This window comes from Microbacterium sp. zg-Y1090 (genome assembly GCF_030246945.1).
In the GTDB taxonomy this organism is placed as follows: Bacteria; Actinomycetota; Actinomycetes; order Actinomycetales; family Microbacteriaceae; genus Microbacterium; species Microbacterium wangruii.
In genome coordinates this window covers 2,834,110-2,850,943 of sequence record NZ_CP126742.1, presented here as the reverse complement: position 1 = coordinate 2,850,943, position 16,834 = coordinate 2,834,110, and the positions used below count along the sequence as shown (strand labels likewise).

The 16,834-nt window shown below is 71.1% G+C and carries 18 protein-coding genes; 11 read left to right on the top strand and 7 right to left on the bottom strand.

Translation table 11 applies throughout. The features are described 5' to 3' along the window. Positions 1–26: 26 nt before the first annotated feature. Positions 27–425, bottom strand: coding sequence for an NUDIX hydrolase (locus QNO26_RS13355; RefSeq protein WP_257533777.1), 399 nt, complete (start codon positions 423–425; stop codon positions 27–29). Positions 426–462: 37 nt separating this feature from the next. On the opposite strand from QNO26_RS13355, the gene QNO26_RS13350 reads away from it, so the two are divergent. The 3 genes from QNO26_RS13350 (at position 463) to QNO26_RS13340 (ending at position 4,024) form a co-directional block, all read left to right on the top strand. Continuing rightward, positions 463–2,007 carry an SDR family NAD(P)-dependent oxidoreductase gene (locus QNO26_RS13350; RefSeq protein WP_257533694.1) on the top strand — a complete coding sequence of 515 codons (1,545 nt, stop codon included), beginning with the start codon at positions 463–465 and terminating at the stop codon, positions 2,005–2,007. Continuing rightward, positions 2,001–2,222 carry a putative acetyltransferase gene (locus QNO26_RS13345; RefSeq protein WP_257533693.1) on the top strand — a complete coding sequence of 74 codons (222 nt, stop codon included), beginning with the start codon at positions 2,001–2,003 and terminating at the stop codon, positions 2,220–2,222. Before QNO26_RS13350 ends, QNO26_RS13345 begins: the two co-directional genes overlap by 7 nt. Positions 2,223–2,590: 368 nt before the next feature. Further along, a complete protein-coding gene (locus QNO26_RS13340) occupies positions 2,591–4,024 on the top strand; it encodes an HNH endonuclease signature motif containing protein (RefSeq protein WP_257533692.1) in 1,434 nt (477 codons plus the stop codon). Here QNO26_RS13340 and QNO26_RS13335 read toward each other — a convergent pair. Both QNO26_RS13335 and QNO26_RS13330 read right to left on the bottom strand, forming a co-directional pair. Beyond that, positions 4,021–4,596 carry a GNAT family N-acetyltransferase gene (locus QNO26_RS13335; RefSeq protein ID WP_257533691.1) on the bottom strand — a complete coding sequence of 192 codons (576 nt, stop codon included), beginning with the start codon at positions 4,594–4,596 and terminating at the stop codon, positions 4,021–4,023. The two genes, QNO26_RS13340 and QNO26_RS13335, sit on opposite strands and share 4 nt — an antisense overlap. Before the next feature lie 65 nt (positions 4,597–4,661). Next, a complete protein-coding gene (locus QNO26_RS13330) occupies positions 4,662–6,380 on the bottom strand; it encodes an FAD-dependent oxidoreductase (RefSeq protein WP_257533690.1) in 1,719 nt (572 codons plus the stop codon). A gap of 195 nt (positions 6,381–6,575) precedes the next feature. On the opposite strand from QNO26_RS13330, the gene QNO26_RS13325 reads away from it, so the two are divergent. From QNO26_RS13325 to QNO26_RS13310, 4 genes are all read left to right on the top strand, one after another. After that, the gene (locus QNO26_RS13325) at positions 6,576–7,229 is read left to right on the top strand and encodes a P-loop NTPase family protein (protein ID WP_257533689.1); all 654 of its coding nucleotides are present in this window, start codon (positions 6,576–6,578) and stop codon (positions 7,227–7,229) included. After that, positions 7,226–9,073 (top strand): YhgE/Pip domain-containing protein, encoded by a 1,848-nt coding sequence (locus tag QNO26_RS13320; protein WP_257533688.1) that lies wholly within the window; start codon positions 7,226–7,228, stop codon positions 9,071–9,073. The genes QNO26_RS13325 and QNO26_RS13320 overlap by 4 nt, the downstream gene beginning before the upstream one ends. 62 nt (positions 9,074–9,135) lie before the next feature. Further along, entirely contained in the window at positions 9,136–10,302 is a 1,167-nt protein-coding gene (locus tag QNO26_RS13315; protein WP_257638663.1) for a thiolase family protein, read from the top strand. A 37-nt stretch (positions 10,303–10,339) separates the two neighbouring features. After that, the gene (locus tag QNO26_RS13310) at positions 10,340–10,879 is read left to right on the top strand and encodes a YaeQ family protein (protein ID WP_257533686.1); all 540 of its coding nucleotides are present in this window, start codon (positions 10,340–10,342) and stop codon (positions 10,877–10,879) included. 6 nt (positions 10,880–10,885) lie between these two features. On the opposite strand, the gene QNO26_RS13305 is transcribed toward QNO26_RS13310, so the two are convergent. The 3 genes from QNO26_RS13305 to QNO26_RS13295 form a co-directional block, all read right to left on the bottom strand. Further along, positions 10,886–11,887 (bottom strand): DUF2804 domain-containing protein, encoded by a 1,002-nt coding sequence (locus tag QNO26_RS13305; protein ID WP_257638664.1) that lies wholly within the window; start codon positions 11,885–11,887, stop codon positions 10,886–10,888. Beyond that, positions 11,884–13,122: an MFS transporter gene (locus tag QNO26_RS13300; RefSeq protein WP_257533684.1), complete on the bottom strand. Its 1,239-nt coding sequence runs from the start codon at positions 13,120–13,122 to the stop codon at positions 11,884–11,886. The genes QNO26_RS13305 and QNO26_RS13300 overlap by 4 nt, the downstream gene beginning before the upstream one ends. A 171-nt stretch (positions 13,123–13,293) precedes the next feature. Further along, on the bottom strand, positions 13,294–14,766 hold the full coding sequence (locus tag QNO26_RS13295; protein WP_257533682.1) for an alanine/glycine:cation symporter family protein: 1,473 nt from the start codon (positions 14,764–14,766) through the stop codon (positions 13,294–13,296). A gap of 59 nt (positions 14,767–14,825) precedes the next feature. Here QNO26_RS13295 and QNO26_RS13290 point away from each other — a divergent pair, with 59 nt between their 5' ends. The 4 genes from QNO26_RS13290 (at position 14,826) to QNO26_RS13275 (ending at position 16,418) form a co-directional block, all read left to right on the top strand. Next, the gene (locus QNO26_RS13290; RefSeq protein ID WP_257533681.1) at positions 14,826–15,335 is read left to right on the top strand and encodes a MarR family winged helix-turn-helix transcriptional regulator; all 510 of its coding nucleotides are present in this window, start codon (positions 14,826–14,828) and stop codon (positions 15,333–15,335) included. Between the two features lie 86 nt (positions 15,336–15,421). Next, positions 15,422–15,658 (top strand): hypothetical protein, encoded by a 237-nt coding sequence (locus QNO26_RS13285; RefSeq protein WP_257533680.1) that lies wholly within the window; start codon positions 15,422–15,424, stop codon positions 15,656–15,658. A 78-nt stretch (positions 15,659–15,736) separates the two neighbouring features. Continuing rightward, the gene (locus QNO26_RS13280; RefSeq protein ID WP_257533679.1) at positions 15,737–16,096 is read left to right on the top strand and encodes a DUF7882 family protein; all 360 of its coding nucleotides are present in this window, start codon (positions 15,737–15,739) and stop codon (positions 16,094–16,096) included. A gap of 4 nt (positions 16,097–16,100) precedes the next feature. Continuing rightward, positions 16,101–16,418 carry a DUF7882 family protein gene (locus tag QNO26_RS13275; protein ID WP_257533678.1) on the top strand — a complete coding sequence of 106 codons (318 nt, stop codon included), beginning with the start codon at positions 16,101–16,103 and terminating at the stop codon, positions 16,416–16,418. Between the two features lie 17 nt (positions 16,419–16,435). Here QNO26_RS13275 and QNO26_RS13270 read toward each other — a convergent pair whose 3' ends face one another. Continuing rightward, the gene (locus QNO26_RS13270; protein ID WP_257533677.1) at positions 16,436–16,768 is read right to left on the bottom strand and encodes a DUF7882 family protein; all 333 of its coding nucleotides are present in this window, start codon (positions 16,766–16,768) and stop codon (positions 16,436–16,438) included. Positions 16,769–16,834: the final 66 nt, after the last annotated feature.

Sequence of the window (16,834 nt, the reverse complement as noted above, 5' to 3'; positions counted from 1 at the left end):
CCGCCGCAGCGACGAGGCGATCGGCTTCACTCGGGCAGGAAGTTCTCCCGCGCCAGCGGGGCGATGTCGAGCTCGTCGGCATCCGCTCGCGTCACCCACCGCAGTTCGGCGATCTCGGCTGCGGCGCGCGGCTGCTGACCGCCGATGTCGGCGGCGAACACGTCGGCTACGACGAGGAAGCCCGGCTCGTTGGCCGCAGCGGCGGTGAAGACGCCGAGCGGGCGCAGGGCGTCGGGCGCGATGCGGATGCCGATCTCCTCGGCGAGCTCGCGACTGAGCGTCTCGCTCGCCGTCTCGCCGGGCTCGGGCTTGCCGCCCGGCTGCATGAACGCGGTCGTGCCGGTCTTCCGCACCACCAGCAGCCGCCCCTCGGCGTCGACGATGACCGCCGCCGAGACGCGGATGCTGCGCGGCGGGGCATCCATCGCTGTCGTCACGCTGGCACGGTAACAGGTTTCGCCCATGCGGCCCGTCGTAGAATTCCTTGTGCCCGCTGCGATATCACCCACGTCCGACGTGACCTCGAGCGGGATCGATCCCGCCGACCTCGAGACCACCCTCCGGGTGCTGGCCGAGATGGACCGGGTGGATCAGAGTCACCCCGACTACATCGCCGTGCGTCAGGCGACGGCGGCCATGTTCAAGGCCGTCAAGAAGGTGCGCCGTCGCGAGATCCGCGACGCCGTGGCTCAGGCCGACCGCGCCGTGGTCGCCGCGACCGCCACCGGAGCCCCCGATCGCATCGATGACGAGACCCGAGGCATCCCGATCTCGACGACCACGACCGCCCCGACGGCCGGGACGCTGATCAAGCCCCGCGGCTGCTACATCTGCAAGCAGCCGTACACGATCGTCGACGCGTTCTACCACCAGCTGTGCCCTGCCTGCGCGGCGATGAGTCACGCCAAGCGCGACGCCCGCACCGACCTGACCGGCCGGCGGGCGCTGCTGACCGGCGGCCGCGCCAAGATCGGCATGTACATCGCGCTGCGACTGCTGCGCGACGGCGCGCACACCACGATCACCACACGCTTCCCGCGCGACGCGGTGCGCCGGTTCAGCAGCCTGCCCGACTCGGCCGAATGGCTGCACCGCCTGAAGATCGTCGGCATCGACCTGCGCGACCCCGCGCAGGTGATCGGCCTGGCCGACGACGTCGCGGCCGCCGGCCCCCTCGACATCCTCATCAACAACGCCACGCAGACCGTGCGGCGCTCGCCCGGCGCGTATCAGCCGCTGGTGGACGCCGAGCTGGCGCCCCTCCCCGACGGGCCGCTGCCGGAACTGATCACCTTCGGTCACACCAACGACCGGCATCCGCAGGCGCTGGAGCGCTCGGTGAGCGCGCACCCCATCCTCGCGGCCGCCGCCTCGCGCGCCGACGAGCTGACCGCGCAGGCGGCCGTCGTGTCGCGGGCCGAGGAGCTGACCGAGCAGGCCATGGCTGCGGGCTCGAGCTCGCTCGAGCGGCTCGCCGCCGGCACGGCGATCGACGCCGGCGGGCTCATCCCCGACCTCGACGGCATCAATTCGTGGACCCAGCGCGTCGAGCAGGTCGATCCGCTCGAGATGCTCGAGGTGCAGCTGGCCAACACCACGGCGCCGTTCCTGCTGGTGTCGAAGCTGCGGCCGTCCCTGGCGGCCAGTGCCGCGCGCCGCACCTACATCGTCAACGTCAGTGCCATGGAGGGTGTGTTCGGCCGGGGCTACAAGGGTCCGGGGCATCCCCACACCAACATGGCCAAGGCCGCGGTGAACATGCTCACGCGCACGAGCGCGCGGGAGATGTTCGAGAGCGACGGCATCCTCATGACCAGCGTCGACACCGGTTGGATCACCGACGAGCGGCCGCACCCCACCAAGGTGCGCCTCGCCGAAGAAGGCTTCCACGCGCCGCTCGACCTCGTCGACGGCGCGGCCCGCGTCTACGACCCGATCGTGCGCGGCGAGGCCGGCGAGGACCTGTTCGGGGTGTTCCTGAAGGATTACGCTCCCGGCTCATGGTGACCCTGCCCGAGCCCGGTCGGCGCGTCGCGGTGCGCTACCTGCTGCCGACCGGTCAGGCGACCGATGCGCTGGGCGAGCTGCTGAGCGCGGATGCCACGACGGTGGTCGTCGACGGCAAGCGCGGCGTGGAGCGCATTCCCCGCGGGGCGATCATCGCGGCGAAAGAGGTTCCGCCGCCGCCCCCGCCGCGGGTGCGGCGGAGGCTGGGGGACTGACGGGCTGAGGGCCGGCGGGGGCGTGCGCGGTGCGGGGGCGTCCGCGGGCTGGGGGACTGAAGGGGTGGGGCCGGCGTGGCCGCACGCAGGGCCGGCAGCCCGATCCGGCGGCTCGCCCGCTTGCGGTGCTGGCGTCGTCCGCCTGCCTGCTGCCGTCGTCCGCCTGCCTGCTGCGCGTCGTCCGCCTGCCTGCTGCGCGTCGCCCGCCTGCCTGCTGCGCGTCGCCCGGCCGCCTGCTGCGCGTCGCCCGCCCACCTGCTGCGGCCGCGCCTTCTGCACAGGTCGGGTACGGTCTGAGTTGTCCACAATAGTCATCTGACCGGGGAATTCCCTGCCTCAATGTCGGAGGGTGCGAGGAGAATCTCCTTATGCACACCTCCTCCGCCGCTCTTCCCGAGCCGACCCATGCGCGGTCGATGAGCGACGTGGTGGAAGGGCTCGAGGAGAACCGGCGGGCGATGGCGGCGCTCCATGCTCGCGAGTTGCAGCTGCTGGGGCGCGCCGGCGAGATCGCCGCGGCACAGACCGCACGCATCCCGGTGTCCGCGCAGCGGGAGCGCGAGCTGCCCCTACGGTCGATCGCCGCCGAAGTGGGGGCCGCGCTGCGGCGGTCCGATCGAGGGATGCAGGAGCGCATCCACCGCACGGCCGCGCTGCTGGTCGCGTTCCCGCTGGTCGTCGCTGCGCTGCGCGAGGGGCGCATCGACGCAGCGCACGTGCGCGTCATCGATGAGGCGGGGTCCCGCATCGTCGATCCCGAGGCTCGCACTCTGTTCGAGCAGGCGGCGCTGGTGGTGGCCGAGCGCGAGACGCCCGGCCGGGCGCGGCCGATCATCGCGATGCTGGCACAGCGCATCGACCCTGCGCCGCCGACCGAGCGGCACGTCGATGCCGCGCAGGGGCGGCGGGTGTGGGTGCGCGATCTCGACGACGGCATGGCCGAACTGGTGGCGCTGCTCCCCGCGGCGCTGGCGCACGGCATCCGCGACCGCATCGACCGGTACGCCCGGGCTCTCCGCGATGCGGCAGGCGGCGCGGCAGGCGGCGACGAGGGGCGTGGCAGCGATGCGGCTCACGATGCGACCGGGTGCGGCGGTCGTGGCGAGGCGGGCGCGGGAGAATTCGGCGGACGTGGCGAGGGTCGCGAACCCGGCGACGGCGGCGAGGCTGACCTCGGCGGCGCTGTCGACGCGCGCACGATCGATCAGCGTCGCGCCGATGTGCTGGCGGACCTGCTGCTCACCGGACACGCGACGGCCACGGCGTCCGATGCGACGAGGTGCGAGACCGAGGCGATCGTCGCGCACGTCCAGGTGACGGTTCCCGCGGCGACGCTGAATGGGGGCGACGGTGTCGCCCTCATCCCCGGCCACGGCTCGGTGGATCCGGCGACGGCCCGGCACCTCGCCGGCGGTGCGCCCTCGTGGGACCGGCTCTTCGTGGATGCCGGCACCGGCGCCGTGACCGCGAGCGATTGCTACCGACCGACGCAGGCGCAGCGGCGATATCTGCGGGCGCGCGACGAGCACTGTCGGTTCCCGGGGTGCCGCTCCGGTGTCTGGCGCTGCGACATCGACCACACGGTCGACTTCGCGCGCGGCGGCGCCACGGAGGTCTGCAATCTCGCGCACCTGTGCCGGCGACATCACAGTCTCAAGCACCACTCCGCGTGGACGGTGGTGCAGCGCGCAGGGGGAGCGCTGGAGTGGACCAGCCCGACGGGCAGGGTCTACCCCGACGTGCCGGCACGGGTGCTGGCATTCAGCGCGGCGGGTAGCGCGGGGGTGCCGCCGCCGTTCTAGCCCAGGCCCGTGAGGGCGTCCTCTGCGGTGGAGAAGAGGGTCACGGGGGGCGACGACGGCTGCGCAACGACCTGAGGGTCGGTGGCCAGGCGGGCGTGCGTCTCGACGTCGAAGCGTTCGTCGCCGTAGCGGAGCTTCTCGCGCTCGATCCCCTCGGCGCGGAAGCCGGCCGCGGTCGCGACCCGGCACGAAGCGGGGTTGTTCACGCGGTGCCCCAGTTCCAAGCGGTGCACTCCCTGCCCGAACGCCCAGTCGCACACCGCGAGAAGAGCGCTGGTCGCGTACCCCTTGCCCCGAGCGGGGGCGGCGAGCCAGTACGAGATCCATGCCGTCCCGTGCCGGAACTCGATGCCGGACGCGCCGACGTTGCCGACGGCGACGCCGTCGTCGACCAGCGCCCAGTTCTTCGTCCGCTCGTCGAAGCGCAGGTTCGCCTCGATGAAGGATGCCGCCGCTGCGGGATCCGATAGATCGCCGCCGTTGAACTGGATGGAGAGGTCCGGGTCGCGGTGCGCAGCACGGGCGAGCGCCGCGGCGTCTTCGCCGGTCCACGGACGCAGGAGCAGAGCCATGGCCTCCATCGTGCCGCACGGGACGACCCGGTGGCGACCTGCCCGCCGACGTGTCAGCTGTGCTGTCAGGCAGGCTGCAGAGCGGCGGCGACGGCGGCACCGGCCTTCCAGGTGAGGTATCCGCCGTCGAGGTTGCGGGCGGGACGTCCCAGCTGCGCGAGGATGCGCGCGGCGGTATGGCCGCGCTGACCCACCTGGCAGTGCACGATCAGTTCGCCGTCGGGCAGCGACGCGATGCTCTCGCGCAGCGCGTCGACGGGAATGTTGATGCTCCCCGGGATCCCGCCCGCGGAGAACTCCTGCGGTGAGCGCACGTCGATCAGGGTTGCTCCCGCGGCGAGCGCCGCCGGCAGCTCATGCCACTGCACCGAGTCGGTCACACCGGTCGCGAGGTTCTCCGCGACGTACCCCACCATGTTCAGCGGGTCCTTCGCCGACGCATACTGCGGCGCGTAGGCGAGCTCGAGGTGTGCCAGCTCGGCAGCGGGCAGTCCCGCGTGCATCGCGGTCGCGATGACGTCGATGCGCTTGTCCACGCCGTTCCCGCCGACGATCTGCGCGCCCAGGATCAGACCGGACAGGGGATCGACCATCACCTTCATCGCCATACGCTGCGCCCCGGGGTAGTACCCGGCGTGGTCGGTGGGGTGGGTGTGGATCGCCCGGTGCTCACGGCCCGCGGCGATCAGGCGCTGCTCGCTCCAGCCCACCATCGCCACCGTCACGTCGAACAGGCCGATGATGGCCGTCCCGAGCGCGGGGCCGGCAAGCCGGGGAGCGGCATCCAGTCGGCCGTTGTCCCACGCGATGACGTCCGCCGCCGCACGCCCGTGGCGGTTCGCCAGCCCGGCCATCGTGACCAGGGTGGCTTCGCCCGAGACGGCATCCGTCTTCTCGGCGGCATCGCCGACGGCGAAGATCCGCGGGTCGTCGGTGCGCTGATGCCCGTCCACGACGACCCCTCCCGTGGCACCGATGCGCAGGCCGGCCGCCCGGGCCAGGCCTGCCGCGGGGGCGACGCCACGCGCATCCACCACGAGGTCGGCCGTGACGACGGTGCCGTCGGACAGATGCACGCCGGCCGCGTCGATCGCGTCGACGGTGGTGCTCGTGCGCACATCCACACCGTGAGCCACCAGCGTGTCCATCACCGCGGCCGCCATCTCGGGGTCGAGCGGCGACATCGGGCGCGTGCCCTGCTGCACGAGCGTGACCGCCAGGCCTCTGTGCACCAGGTTCTCGGTCGCCTCCAAGCCGATGAAGCCCGCGCCCATGACGACGGCGCGACCCTGCTCTTCGCCGCGAGCCGCGAGCACGGCCGTGATCCGATCGACGTCATCGATCGTCCGCAGCGTCACCACGGGCGCGGCGTCCGGCGCGGCGTCCACGTGCATGCGCGGCGCGGCACCGGTCGCCAGGATCAGGTGGTCGTACGCCGCGACGACCGTCTCCCCGCTGGCGATCTCACGTGCCGTGACGGTGCGTGCGTCACGGTCGATGGCGACGACCTCGTGGCCCACCCGCACGTCCAGGTCGAAGCGCGCGCGCAGTGACTGCGGAGTCTGCAGAAGCAGCGAATCACGGTCGGCGATCACCCCGCCCACGTAGTACGGCAGCCCGCAGTTGGCGAAGCTCACGTACCGACCCTGCTCGAGCACGGTGATCTGAGCCGTCTCATCCAAGCGGCGCAGGCGGGTGGCGGCGGACATGCCGGCGGCCACGCCGCCGACGATCACGACCCGCGGTCCCGTGGCGGATGCAGTGCGGCTGGGGGATGACGTCATCGCGTACTCACTTTCCTTCGGGGCAAGATACCCCCAGGGGTATCCTGCCGCCGGTCGTCCCGGATGGCAAATCGGGCGTGCACGCCCGACGCCGAGCGGGGCTATGGACGGCGGGGGTGCCGCCGGGGAGACTCGGTTTCCACGCCGGCGCGCAGGAGCGCAGCGGTCGGGAGCCCAGCACCGGGAGGTTACGCCATGAAGATCGAGCTTCGCGGAGTGAGCAAGGGGCGCAACGGCGAAGCCCTGCCGCAGACCGACCTCTCGTTCGAGACGGGCCAGGCGGTCTTCGCCCGCGCCGAGACCGAGCAGCGCCCGACCGTGCTCGGTCTGCTGGCCTCCGGCCGGATGAAGCCGGACGAGGGCACCATCGAGATCGACGGCATGGCCGACGCCGCGGGCATGCGCCGGCGGATCGCCCTGGTGGATGCGCCCGACATCTCCGAACCCGCGCCGCGTGTCACGGTCGGCGCCGTGACGGCGGAGGAGCTCATGTTCGCAGGCGTGTCGTCCGGCCGCCGCACGGTGCATCGCTGGCTCAGTCACCATCATCTCGACCACCTCATGCGCCGCCCCATCGCCACGGTCGCCCCCCGCGCGCGGATGCACCTGCTCACCGAACTGGCGGTGCTGCGCGCCGACGTCGAGGCGCTCGTCGTCGTCGCCCCCGACCGTCACGGCGGCGACCCGCGCATCTGGTGGGACCAGGCACTCGCGCTCGCCGACCGGGGCTTCGGAATGCTCATGATCGCCGGGTACTCCTCGGCCAAGGTCATCGGGGCCATCACCGACGACACCGACCGCGAGGCCGGCGATCCCGGCGAGCCCGCCGTCGAGGATGCCCGCTCATGAGGGCCGCGCCGATCCCGGTGCCGCACCTCAAGGTGCCGCAGATGATCCTCGCCGAGCTGCGCCGGCTCGTGTCGACGAAGATGTCGGCGCTCGCGCTGTTCGCCCTCATCATCGTCCCCATCCTGTACGGGGGTCTGTACCTCTGGGCCAACCAGGACCCCTACGCGAAGTTCCCCGACGTCCCCGTCGCCCTCGTCGTGGAGGACGAGGGGGTCGCCGCCGAGGGGGACACCCCGGCCCGCAATATCGGCGACGAGGTCGCGAACGAACTCCTCAAGGGGCGCGACTTCGACTGGAGCCGCGTCTCCGCGGCCGAGGCCAGGGAAGGCCTGGAGCGCGACCGGTTCGACTTCGCCATCACGCTGCCGACGGATTTCACCGCCTCCCTCGAATCGGTCTCGGGAGATGATCCTCAACGCGCGAAGATCCTGCTGGAGACCTACGACGCCAACAGCTACCTCGCCAGCAACATCGCCTCGCAGGCGGTGGACCGCATCCGCGCGGCCGTAACCCAGCAGGTCAGTCGTGAGGCGGCCGCCACGCTGCTCGATTCGATCTCGACCATCCGCGGCAAGATCGTCGAGGCCGGCCAAGGTGCCGATCAGCTGGCCTCCGGCGCCGCGGAGCTGGCCGATGGCACGGTGCGCATCGCGGAGGGAGCAGTGAGCGCCGTCGACGGCACCGCGCAGCTGCAGGCCGGCGCCGCCCAACTGGCCGACGGTGCGGCCCAGGTGGCGGGCGGCGATGAACAGATCGCCGCGGCCGCCGACCGCGTCGGATCGGTGGTCGCGCAGCTGACCGCCGATCTGCCGCAGGCCCGCGCCGACATCACCGCCGAACTGGTCGCGCTCGGCCTCGACCCCCCCACCGTCGATGCCATCCTGTCGCGGCTCGACACCGTCGCCGACGGCATCCGCGTCGGCGACCAGCGCGTGCAGGAGGTCGTCGGCGAGATCGACGAGCTCTCCCGCGGCAGCGCGGAGGTGGCCAACGGTGCGGTGTCGCTGCGCGACGGGCTGGGCACGCTCGCCTCCGGCCTGCAGGAGCTGTCATCGGGGACGGCCACGCTGCGGGACGGCGCAGGCACGCTCTCCTCGGGCACGGTGGAGCTGCGCGACGCCCTCGTCAGCGGCGCGGGCGAGATCCCCGACAGCAGCGCCGACGTCCGCGCCGCGCAGGCGCGCATCATCGCCGACCCCATCACGATCGACACGACGGCGGCTGCAGAGGCCGCGAACTACGGTGCCGGGCTCGCGCCGTTCTTCGGCGCGCTCGCCGGCTGGATCGGCATCTACGCGCTGTTCCTCATCGTCCGGCCCATCTCCCGCCGCGCCGTCACGGCGCTGCACTCGCCCATCCGGATCACGCTCGCCGGCTGGCTGACGCCCGGACTCTTCGGGATGCTGCAGATGGCGCTGCTCTTCCTCGTGCTGGTCTACGCGCTCGGGTTCCCGATGGTCTATCCGCTCGGCACGCTCGGCATCATGCTGCTGGCGACCCTGACGTACACCGCGATCATCCTCGCGCTCAACGTGTGGTGGGGGGAGGTGGGCCAATTCCTGGGACTCGTGCTGATGGTGCTGCAGCTCGTCAGCGCCGGCGGCACCTTCCCCTGGCAGACGCTCCCCGGCCCTCTCGCCGCGCTGCACCAGGTGCTGCCGATGAGCTTCGTCGTCGACGGCATGCGGCAGTTCATGTACGGCGGCGACCTCAGTCGCACCATTCTGGATGCCGCGGTACTCCTGGCCTGGCTCGTCGCCGGGTTCGTGATCGCCGCCATCGGCGTGACCCGGCAGACGCACTTCCGGGCGCTGCGCGATCTGGAGCCCAGCATCCTGGGCTGAGCTAGCGTGGCACCGTGGGTGCCGGCGCTGCCGGCCGCAGCCGGTGCGAGGGAGGACCGCGGATGTCGAGTGCCGTGATCGTGGATGTGGTGCGCACGCCGTCGGGGCGCGGCAAGCCGGGAGGGGCGCTCAGCGGCGTCCACCCCGTGGATCTCGCCGCCGGGGTGCTGACAGCCCTGCTCGAGCGCAACGGCCTGGAATCCCGCCAGATCGACGACGTGCTGCTGGGCTGCGTCAGCCAGGTGGGGGAGCAGTCGGGCAACATCGCACGCCAGGCGGTGCTCGCCGCCGGCTTCGACGAGACCGTGCCGGCCGCCACCATCGACCGCCAGTGCGGCTCCAGCCAGCAGGCGGCCCATTTCGCGGCACAGGGTGTCATCGCCGGCGCGTACGACATCGTCATCGCGGGCGGGGTGGAGTCGATGAGCCGCGTGCCGTTGGGGACCGCGGCTTCGGGCGCTTCGGCATTCTCGCCCCGTCTGCGTGAGCGCTACCCCGACGGGCTCGTGAACCAGGGGGTCTCGGCGGAGCTCATCGCCGCGCGATGGAACCTCGGCCGCGACGACCTCGATCGCTTCGCCGTGGCATCCCACGAGCGCGCCGCCCGCGCCGCGGCGGAGGGGCGCTTCGCGTCGCAGCTCGTCGCGGTGGGAGACGTCGCGACCGACGAGACGGTGCGTCCGGGCACCACGGCCGACGCGCTGGCCGGTCTGGCTCCGGCGTTCCGCACCGACGCCGCCGCCGCGCGTTTCCCCGAGCTGGACTGGCGCATCACCCCCGGCAACTCGTCCCCCCTCACCGACGGCGCGTCGGCAGCCCTCATCATGAGCGAGCAGACGGCCGCCGCGCTCGGGCTCACCCCCCGCGCACGCTTCCATTCCTTTGCCGTCGTCGGCGACGATCCGCTGATGATGCTCACCGGTCCCATCCCGGCGACGGCGCGCATTCTGGAACGCAGCGGCCTCGGCATGGACGACCTCGACGTGTACGAGGTCAACGAGGCCTTCGCCTCGGTGCCGCTGGCGTGGGCGGCCGAGACCGGGGCCGACCCCGCCAAGCTCAACCCGTGGGGCGGCGCCATTGCCCTCGGCCATGCGCTGGGCTCATCCGGCACGCGACTGCTCGGCACGATGCTCGCCCACCTTGAGGCGACCGGCGGCCGATACGGGCTGCAGACGATGTGCGAGGGCGGCGGCATGGCCAACGCCACGATCATCGAGCGCCTCTGACCGCAGCGGCGCCGCGCGCCGCGTAGGCTCGATCGTTATGGCCGCGGGCGCAGTGATCCACACCTTCACGGTGCAGTTGGCCGACGTCGACCGCGGGGTCTACGACGAGCTGGCCCTGCGCGTCGCGCGGCATCCGTCCGAGACCGACGCGTTCATGGTCACGCGCCTGCTGGCGTACTGCCTCGAGTATGAGGAGGGCATTGCGTTCAGCGAGGGCATCGCGGCCACCGACGAGCCCGCCGTGCTCGTGCGCGACCTCACCGGCCGCGTCACCGCGTGGATCGAGGTGGGCGCCCCGGATGCCGCGCGCCTGCACTACGGCAGCAAGCTCGCCGATCGCACCGCGGTGTACACCCACCGCGACCCCGAGAAGCTGCTCGCGCTGTGGACCGGCAAGCCCATCCACCGGCCGGAGTCGATCGGTCTGCACAGCTTCGACCCCGGGTTCGTCGACGCCGCCGCCGCTGTGATCGCGCGGCGCAACACCGCCACGCTGTCGGTCACCGAAGGTCAGGTGTACCTCGATCTGAACGGGGTGTCCCTCACCTCGCAGATCCACCGTCGCACGCTGGCGTAGCGCCGCTCACCAGCGGTTGTGGACGTCCTCAGCCCAGCCCTCGAGCCCGTCGACCGTGATCCACTCGCCCTCGTCGGTCTGCACCCGCCCCGTGAACGTGCCGAAGCACTGGTGGGTCGTCGAGCGGATGACGAGCAGGTTCGTGCGCGCATACCGGTCGTAGAAGGGCGTGAACTCCAGCTCGATGCGCGCCGTGCGCATGCGCCACGGGGCCATCCAGTCGCTCGGATCGAACTCCCACTCCAGCGCGGTCGGGATCTTGTGCACCCGGCCGTCGACGGTGAGCACGGTGTGCGAGAGTCCGTGACGCAGACCCCGCGGGCCCCCGCCGCCGAGGTTGATGCCGATGCGCCGACCGCCGACGGCGCCGATGGCCGCGCCCCAGTTCCAGTCGGTGCGATACGGCGGGCGGGAGCGGGCGTGGTCGAGCACGGCGAATCCCTCGACGCCGTGCGTGACGCCGTCCACGGTGAGGAGGCCCTGCACCGGCCGGTCGACGTCCTTCACCGTGTAGTCCACGAGCCGGTCGCTGTGCGGCGAGGCGATGCCCATCGCCTCGTGGCCGGGCAGAGCGCGCGCCAGCAGGTCCACCCGCACGCGGTCGCTCTGCGCCCGCAATCGCGTGCCGCCCTTGGTCTCCTCGAAGCGCAGGGTGAGCCGCCGCCCGCGTGAGGTGTTCGGGCCGCCGCCGTGGGTGCCCGCCATGCGCACGCCGCGACCGAGCGGAGAGATCTCGAAGCGGTCGACCGCGGTGCCGGTCTCCCTGTCGAGGACCCAGAGCTGGCGCACGTTGGCGAAATCGAGCGCCGCGATGGTCATGGCCACCACGTGCGTCGGCGTCATCACGCCCCAGTACTCCCAGCGCTTGTTGCGACCCCAGCCGTACCAGCCCCGCCCGATGCGGTCGGTGTCGTGCAGCTGCCGGCGGGTCCAGCCGATGGATGCCGGATCCAGCCGTCCGCGCCGGTCCACCAGCGCGACGGGTGAGGTGATCTCCCGGCCCGTCATCGGACGCTCCGGATCGGCAGCACCGACAGTGCGCCGGCCACGGCGCAGACGATGCCTGCGGTGAAGACGGCGGTGTAGCTGCCGGTCAGGGAGATGAGCGCCCACACCACCACCGGCGTCAGCGCCTGCGGCAGGGTCGTCGCGATGTTCAGGATGCCGAGGTCCTTGGCCGCCGCCTGGGCGGTGGGGAGCACCTCGGTCATGAGAGCGGCGTCCACGCTCAGGTAGATGCCGTAGCCCAGCCCGAAGACGGCGGCCAGGGCGAACATGCCCGCGACCGTGGGCGACAGCAGCGGGATGACGAGGGCCGACCCCATGATGAGCGACGCGATGATCACGAAGACCTTGCGGCGTGCCAGGCGGTCGCTGAGCTTGCCGACAGCGAACGCCGTCGCCAACGCCCCCACCAGCATCACCGCGGTGAGGGGCGTGCTCAGAGCGGTGGACGCCTCGTCCGAGACGCCGATGTAGTCGCGCAGGATGTAGAGCAGATACGACTGCACGCTCTGGTAGGCCAGGATCAGCAGGAAGCGCCCGGCGAAGGCCCACCAGAAGTCGGGATAGGAGCGCGGGTCGACCCAGAAGCTCGAGAAGAACGCCTTCCACCGGAAGGGCGCCACCTCCATGTCCCGCGAGGAGAAATCGCGGTTGAAGACCGTGAACAGCAGCGCGGCGATGAGGATCATGCCGCCGAAGGTGGCGTAGCCGACGCCGAGGCTGTTGATGAAGATCCCCGCCCCGGCGACGCCCAGACCCATGCCGAGGAACGTCCCCATCGCGAGCACTCCGGATGCCGCGCCGAAGCGCTCCCGGGCGATACGGTCCGGCACGATCGCGGCCTGGGCTGTGGCCAGGGCGTTCAGCGCCAGCATGACGAGCACCCAATACACCCCCAGGGTCCACAGGTCGGCGGCGCCGGAGAGCAGCACCATCATGATCGCCGCGGTGGCCGCGCTGATGACCATCCACGGCGCCCGTCGCCCGAACCGGCTGCGTGTACGGTCCGAGAATGCGCCGATGAGCGGGTGGATGATGATCGCGCCGATCGATGACGCCGTCATCACCAGAGCGAGGTTGCCGACCTTGTTCGCAGGATCGATCTGCTGCACCTGGTCTGGGATGAAGATCACCATGAACCCCGCATAGCAGGTCAGCAGCGCCGCGTTCATCACGAACATCCACGTGAGGAGGCGGCGGTCCGTCGTGCGCGGCAGGGCGGGGGAGAGCGTGCTCACAGTGCTCCTTCTGCGCGGCGACTCTGCCGCGCTGCGAACTCACGCGCCGGTCGGGTCGCCGGCGCGTGAGCATCACTGTAGTGGCCCCGCCCGCGCCGGTGTGAGCAGCCCGTCGATGATCGTGTCGACGGCATTCGCCCGACGTCGCGCGCCTCTGCGGGCGGGCCCGACTCAGCGGCGCGCGTGCTTCCTGCCGGTGACCACCGGGAGCACGCCCGTGACGGTGCGCTCGTCCTCCCAGCAGGAGATGCCCGTCACGTCGGGGAGACGGTCGCGCGTGAAGACCGGATTCCGGCCTTCGCGGCGCTGCCTGGTGTAGTCCTTCAGCAGCCGGAAGACGAGCCCGGAGAGCAGGGCGATCGCCACCAGGTTCACCAGGGCCATGAGGCCCATGATCCCGTCGGCCGTGTTCCAGATGAGGTCGGCCGACGCGATGGAGCCGAGGAAGACCACCAGCACGACCAGCACGCGGTAGGTCAGCAGGAAGCGCCGCTGCGGCGAGATGAACTCGATGTTCGACTCGCCGTAGTAGTAGTTGCCGAGGATCGAGCTGAACGCCAGCAGGAAGATGATGATGCTGAGCAGGACGTTCGACCAGGGGCCGAGCGTTCCCACGACGGCGCTCTGCGTCAGCCCGATGCCGCGGCCGGCGCCGGCGAGGTCGGGCGTCGAGACGAGGATGATGAACGCCGTGATCGAGCACACCAGCAGCGTGTCGAAGTACACGCCGAGGGTCTGCACCAGGCCCTGCTTGACGGGGTGGGTCACCGCCGCCGTCGCGCTGGCGTTCGGCACCGAGCCGAGCCCGGCCTCGTTGGAGAACATCCCGCGCTTGACGCCGTTCATGATGATGACGCCGAGCGTGGCCGCCGCCACTTCGTTGAACCCGAACGCCTGGGTGTAGATCGACAGGAACGCCTCGGGGAGTCGCTCGATGTTCAGGGCGACGATCACCAGGCCCAGCAGCAGGTAGGCGAGGGCCATCGCCGGCACGACGGCCTCGGTGACGTGCGCGATGCGGCGCAGCCCGCCGAACACGACGAGGCCGGTGAGGGCGGCCAGCGCCGCGCCGACCACCCACGGCACCCACGAGACATCGCCGCCGAAGCTCGACGACACGGTGGCGCTGATCGTGTTCGCCTGCAGCGAGCTGAAGGCGAAGGGGAAGCAGACGATGAGGATGACGGCGAAGACGATCCCCATCCACCGCGCCTTGAGGCCGTACTGCATGTAGTAGGCGGGGCCGCCGCGGAAACCGTCGGCATCGCGCACTTTGAACAGCTGGCCGAGGGTGGACTCCACGAAGCTCGACGCGCCCCCGATGAACGCCATCGTCCACATCCAGAACACCGCGCCGGGACCGCCGATGGCGATGGCGGTGCCGACCCCGGCGATGTTGCCGACCCCCACGCGGGATGCCGCGGAGAGCGTGAACGCCTGGAACGCCGACACCGACTGCGGGGTGCCGTCCTCGGAGCGTGGCGTCCGGTCCCCGAGGGTGCGGAACATCTCCGGGATGAGCCGCAGCTGCACGACGCCCGAGCGCACGGTGAAGTAGATGCCGAGCACCGCCAGGATGGGGAGCACTGCCCACGTCCACAGTGAATCGCCTGCGACGAGGACGGCATTGTTCACGGCATCCATGCCGACAGTATCGTTCGGGTGGCCCGGGGTTGCGAGCGGGTGTGCCATATGATGCCGTCGTGGCCAATCCCGACGCTCCGACGGCTCACTACTGGTACGGCGATGGTGAAGACGACCGTCGCCGCCGTGCGGTGGACGTGCTCCAGGCCTTCCGGCTCTACCGCGCGGCCGAACTGGCCATGCGCCGCCGTACCCGCGAGGCCATGGCGATGGGGGAGAACGAGCTGCTGGTGCTGCGCTACCTGCTCAAGGCGCAGGGCGAGGGCCGCATGGTCTCGCCGTCCGAGCTCGCTCGCTACCTCGCGGTGTCCACCGCGTCGACGACCGCCATCATCGATCGCCTCGAGAAGTCCGGCCACATCGTGCGCCGCCCTCACCCGACCGATCGGCGCAGCATCCACGTCATCGCCACGGACAAGTCCGATCAGGAGGTGCGGGACACCCTCGGTGCGATGCACGCGCGCATGATGGCGGCGGTCCAGGACATGACCCCCGAGGACAGCCGCGTCGTCATCGATTGCCTCAACCGCCTGCAGGACGCCGTCGACCAGGTCGACGCCCACGAATAGGTCCATTCGGACTAGTTACTCGCCCGCCGAGTTACCCGCAGGATTGACAGTCGCCCGACGCGGGATCTGCGTGGAAACATGGGGGTGTGAACGACCTGGAATCCGCCCCCGCAGACGGCGCCTTCCCCCATGTCGAGGGCTTGGCGGTCGTCACTTTCGCTGCCGCAGCCGCCCGGCTCGCCGGCGAATTCCCCGGCATCCCGGCCGCGCGCATCGAGGCGCTGCTGGTGCGCGAGTGGGAGGCGTTCTGCGCCGGCCGGCCCCTCGTCATCCCCGCCGCTGTGGAAGACGGCGCCCGCGAGATGCTCGGCGACGCCGGGTGATCATCGCTCTCGCTTTTTGCTAGATAAACTAGTAATCTCCCCGATAAGCCACTCTGGCCGCACGGGGGAGAGATTCGCATGGGTGATCTTTATTACGGAATGAACGCGTCACCCATCCAGGTGCCCGATCGGCTGCTCGCCCACCTGAAGGTGGTCATCGCGACGAAGCTCCGCCGCGGCGAGAGCTTCACCCTCACGTGGCAGCACGCGGCGGACGAGCCCGCGGGCCGCAGCACGATCTGGATGCAGCCGGCGATCCCGATGCGCTTCGTCTTCGGCTCGCCCGAGCCCGAGACGCTCAACGCGGATGTCGTCCGCGACCTCGCCGCCGCGGCGAACTCCGCCAGCGGACTGACGGTGTCGCTGACGGACCGGATCCCCGACGCAGGCCCCGAGGACGGCCTGGTCGGGCGGTCACAGTCCGGAGCGCTACGCTGACCCCATGGGCCGATTCATCTACGACACCGTGGGCAACGCGGTGGAGATCGAGGACCGCACCCTCGCTCACCTGCGCATCGTCTTCATGAACAAGCTGCGCCGCGGCGAGCCGTTCATGTTCGATGTGGATGCCGGTCCCGGGGGAGATCGCCGCAGCTTCTGGATCCACCCCTCGGTGCCGCTGCAGTTCCTCTTCCACGGCAGCCGCGCGCCGCGCATCAACCGGGTCTGGGTCGAAGCGCTGATGCAGTCGGCCAGCGGCCCCAACGGACTCGCGGTGGTGCCGGAGCCCAAGGAGGACTCCCTCGTCGAAGAGGGCTGAAGCCCTCCGGCGGCGGCCTAGGCCGACGACTCGGCGTCGCGCTGCTGCGGGTCGAGGTGCTCCGCGACGAGCATGATGCCGCCGGACGAGTTCGCAGACCCGGCCAGCTCCTCGATCCACTCGCGGCTGAGCACCGCCGGCTCGGGGTCGTCGAAGACGAACCGCAGGGGGATGGAGGGATGCACCCAGATGGTGCTGCGTCCTTCAGGATCGCCTTCGGGATGCCGCCACGACACCGTGAAGCTCTCCCCACGCCGCAGCTTGGTCGCGATGACGACCTTCAGGTGTGCCAGCGCCCTGTCGTCGATGGTGATCGGCGTGCTCTCGCCGCCGTAGTACATGATGCCCACGGCCGTCACGTTACCGGCGCCCGGGGTTGCTCGCACCTGTCCGACGCTTTGTCAACACCTCGCCGC

Bases quoted from the DNA above. Each gene is read 5' to 3' on its own strand.
- QNO26_RS13355 (WP_257533777.1), bottom strand. From the start codon at position 425: ATGGATGCCCCGCCGCGCAGCATCCGCGTCTCGGCGGCGGTCATCGTC.
- QNO26_RS13350 (WP_257533694.1), top strand. From the start codon at position 463: ATGCGGCCCGTCGTAGAATTCCTTGTGCCCGCTGCGATATCACCCACG.
- QNO26_RS13345 (WP_257533693.1), top strand. From the start codon at position 2,001: ATGGTGACCCTGCCCGAGCCCGGTCGGCGCGTCGCGGTGCGCTACCTG.
- QNO26_RS13340 (WP_257533692.1), top strand. From the start codon at position 2,591: ATGCACACCTCCTCCGCCGCTCTTCCCGAGCCGACCCATGCGCGGTCG.
- QNO26_RS13335 (WP_257533691.1), bottom strand. From the start codon at position 4,596: ATGGCTCTGCTCCTGCGTCCGTGGACCGGCGAAGACGCCGCGGCGCTC.
- QNO26_RS13330 (WP_257533690.1), bottom strand. From the start codon at position 6,380: ATGACGTCATCCCCCAGCCGCACTGCATCCGCCACGGGACCGCGGGTC.
- QNO26_RS13325 (WP_257533689.1), top strand. From the start codon at position 6,576: ATGAAGATCGAGCTTCGCGGAGTGAGCAAGGGGCGCAACGGCGAAGCC.
- QNO26_RS13320 (WP_257533688.1), top strand. From the start codon at position 7,226: ATGAGGGCCGCGCCGATCCCGGTGCCGCACCTCAAGGTGCCGCAGATG.
- QNO26_RS13315 (WP_257638663.1), top strand. From the start codon at position 9,136: ATGTCGAGTGCCGTGATCGTGGATGTGGTGCGCACGCCGTCGGGGCGC.
- QNO26_RS13310 (WP_257533686.1), top strand. From the start codon at position 10,340: ATGGCCGCGGGCGCAGTGATCCACACCTTCACGGTGCAGTTGGCCGAC.
- QNO26_RS13305 (WP_257638664.1), bottom strand. From the start codon at position 11,887: ATGACGGGCCGGGAGATCACCTCACCCGTCGCGCTGGTGGACCGGCGC.
- QNO26_RS13295 (WP_257533682.1), bottom strand. From the start codon at position 14,766: ATGGATGCCGTGAACAATGCCGTCCTCGTCGCAGGCGATTCACTGTGG.
- QNO26_RS13280 (WP_257533679.1), top strand. From the start codon at position 15,737: ATGGGTGATCTTTATTACGGAATGAACGCGTCACCCATCCAGGTGCCC.
- QNO26_RS13275 (WP_257533678.1), top strand. From the start codon at position 16,101: ATGGGCCGATTCATCTACGACACCGTGGGCAACGCGGTGGAGATCGAG.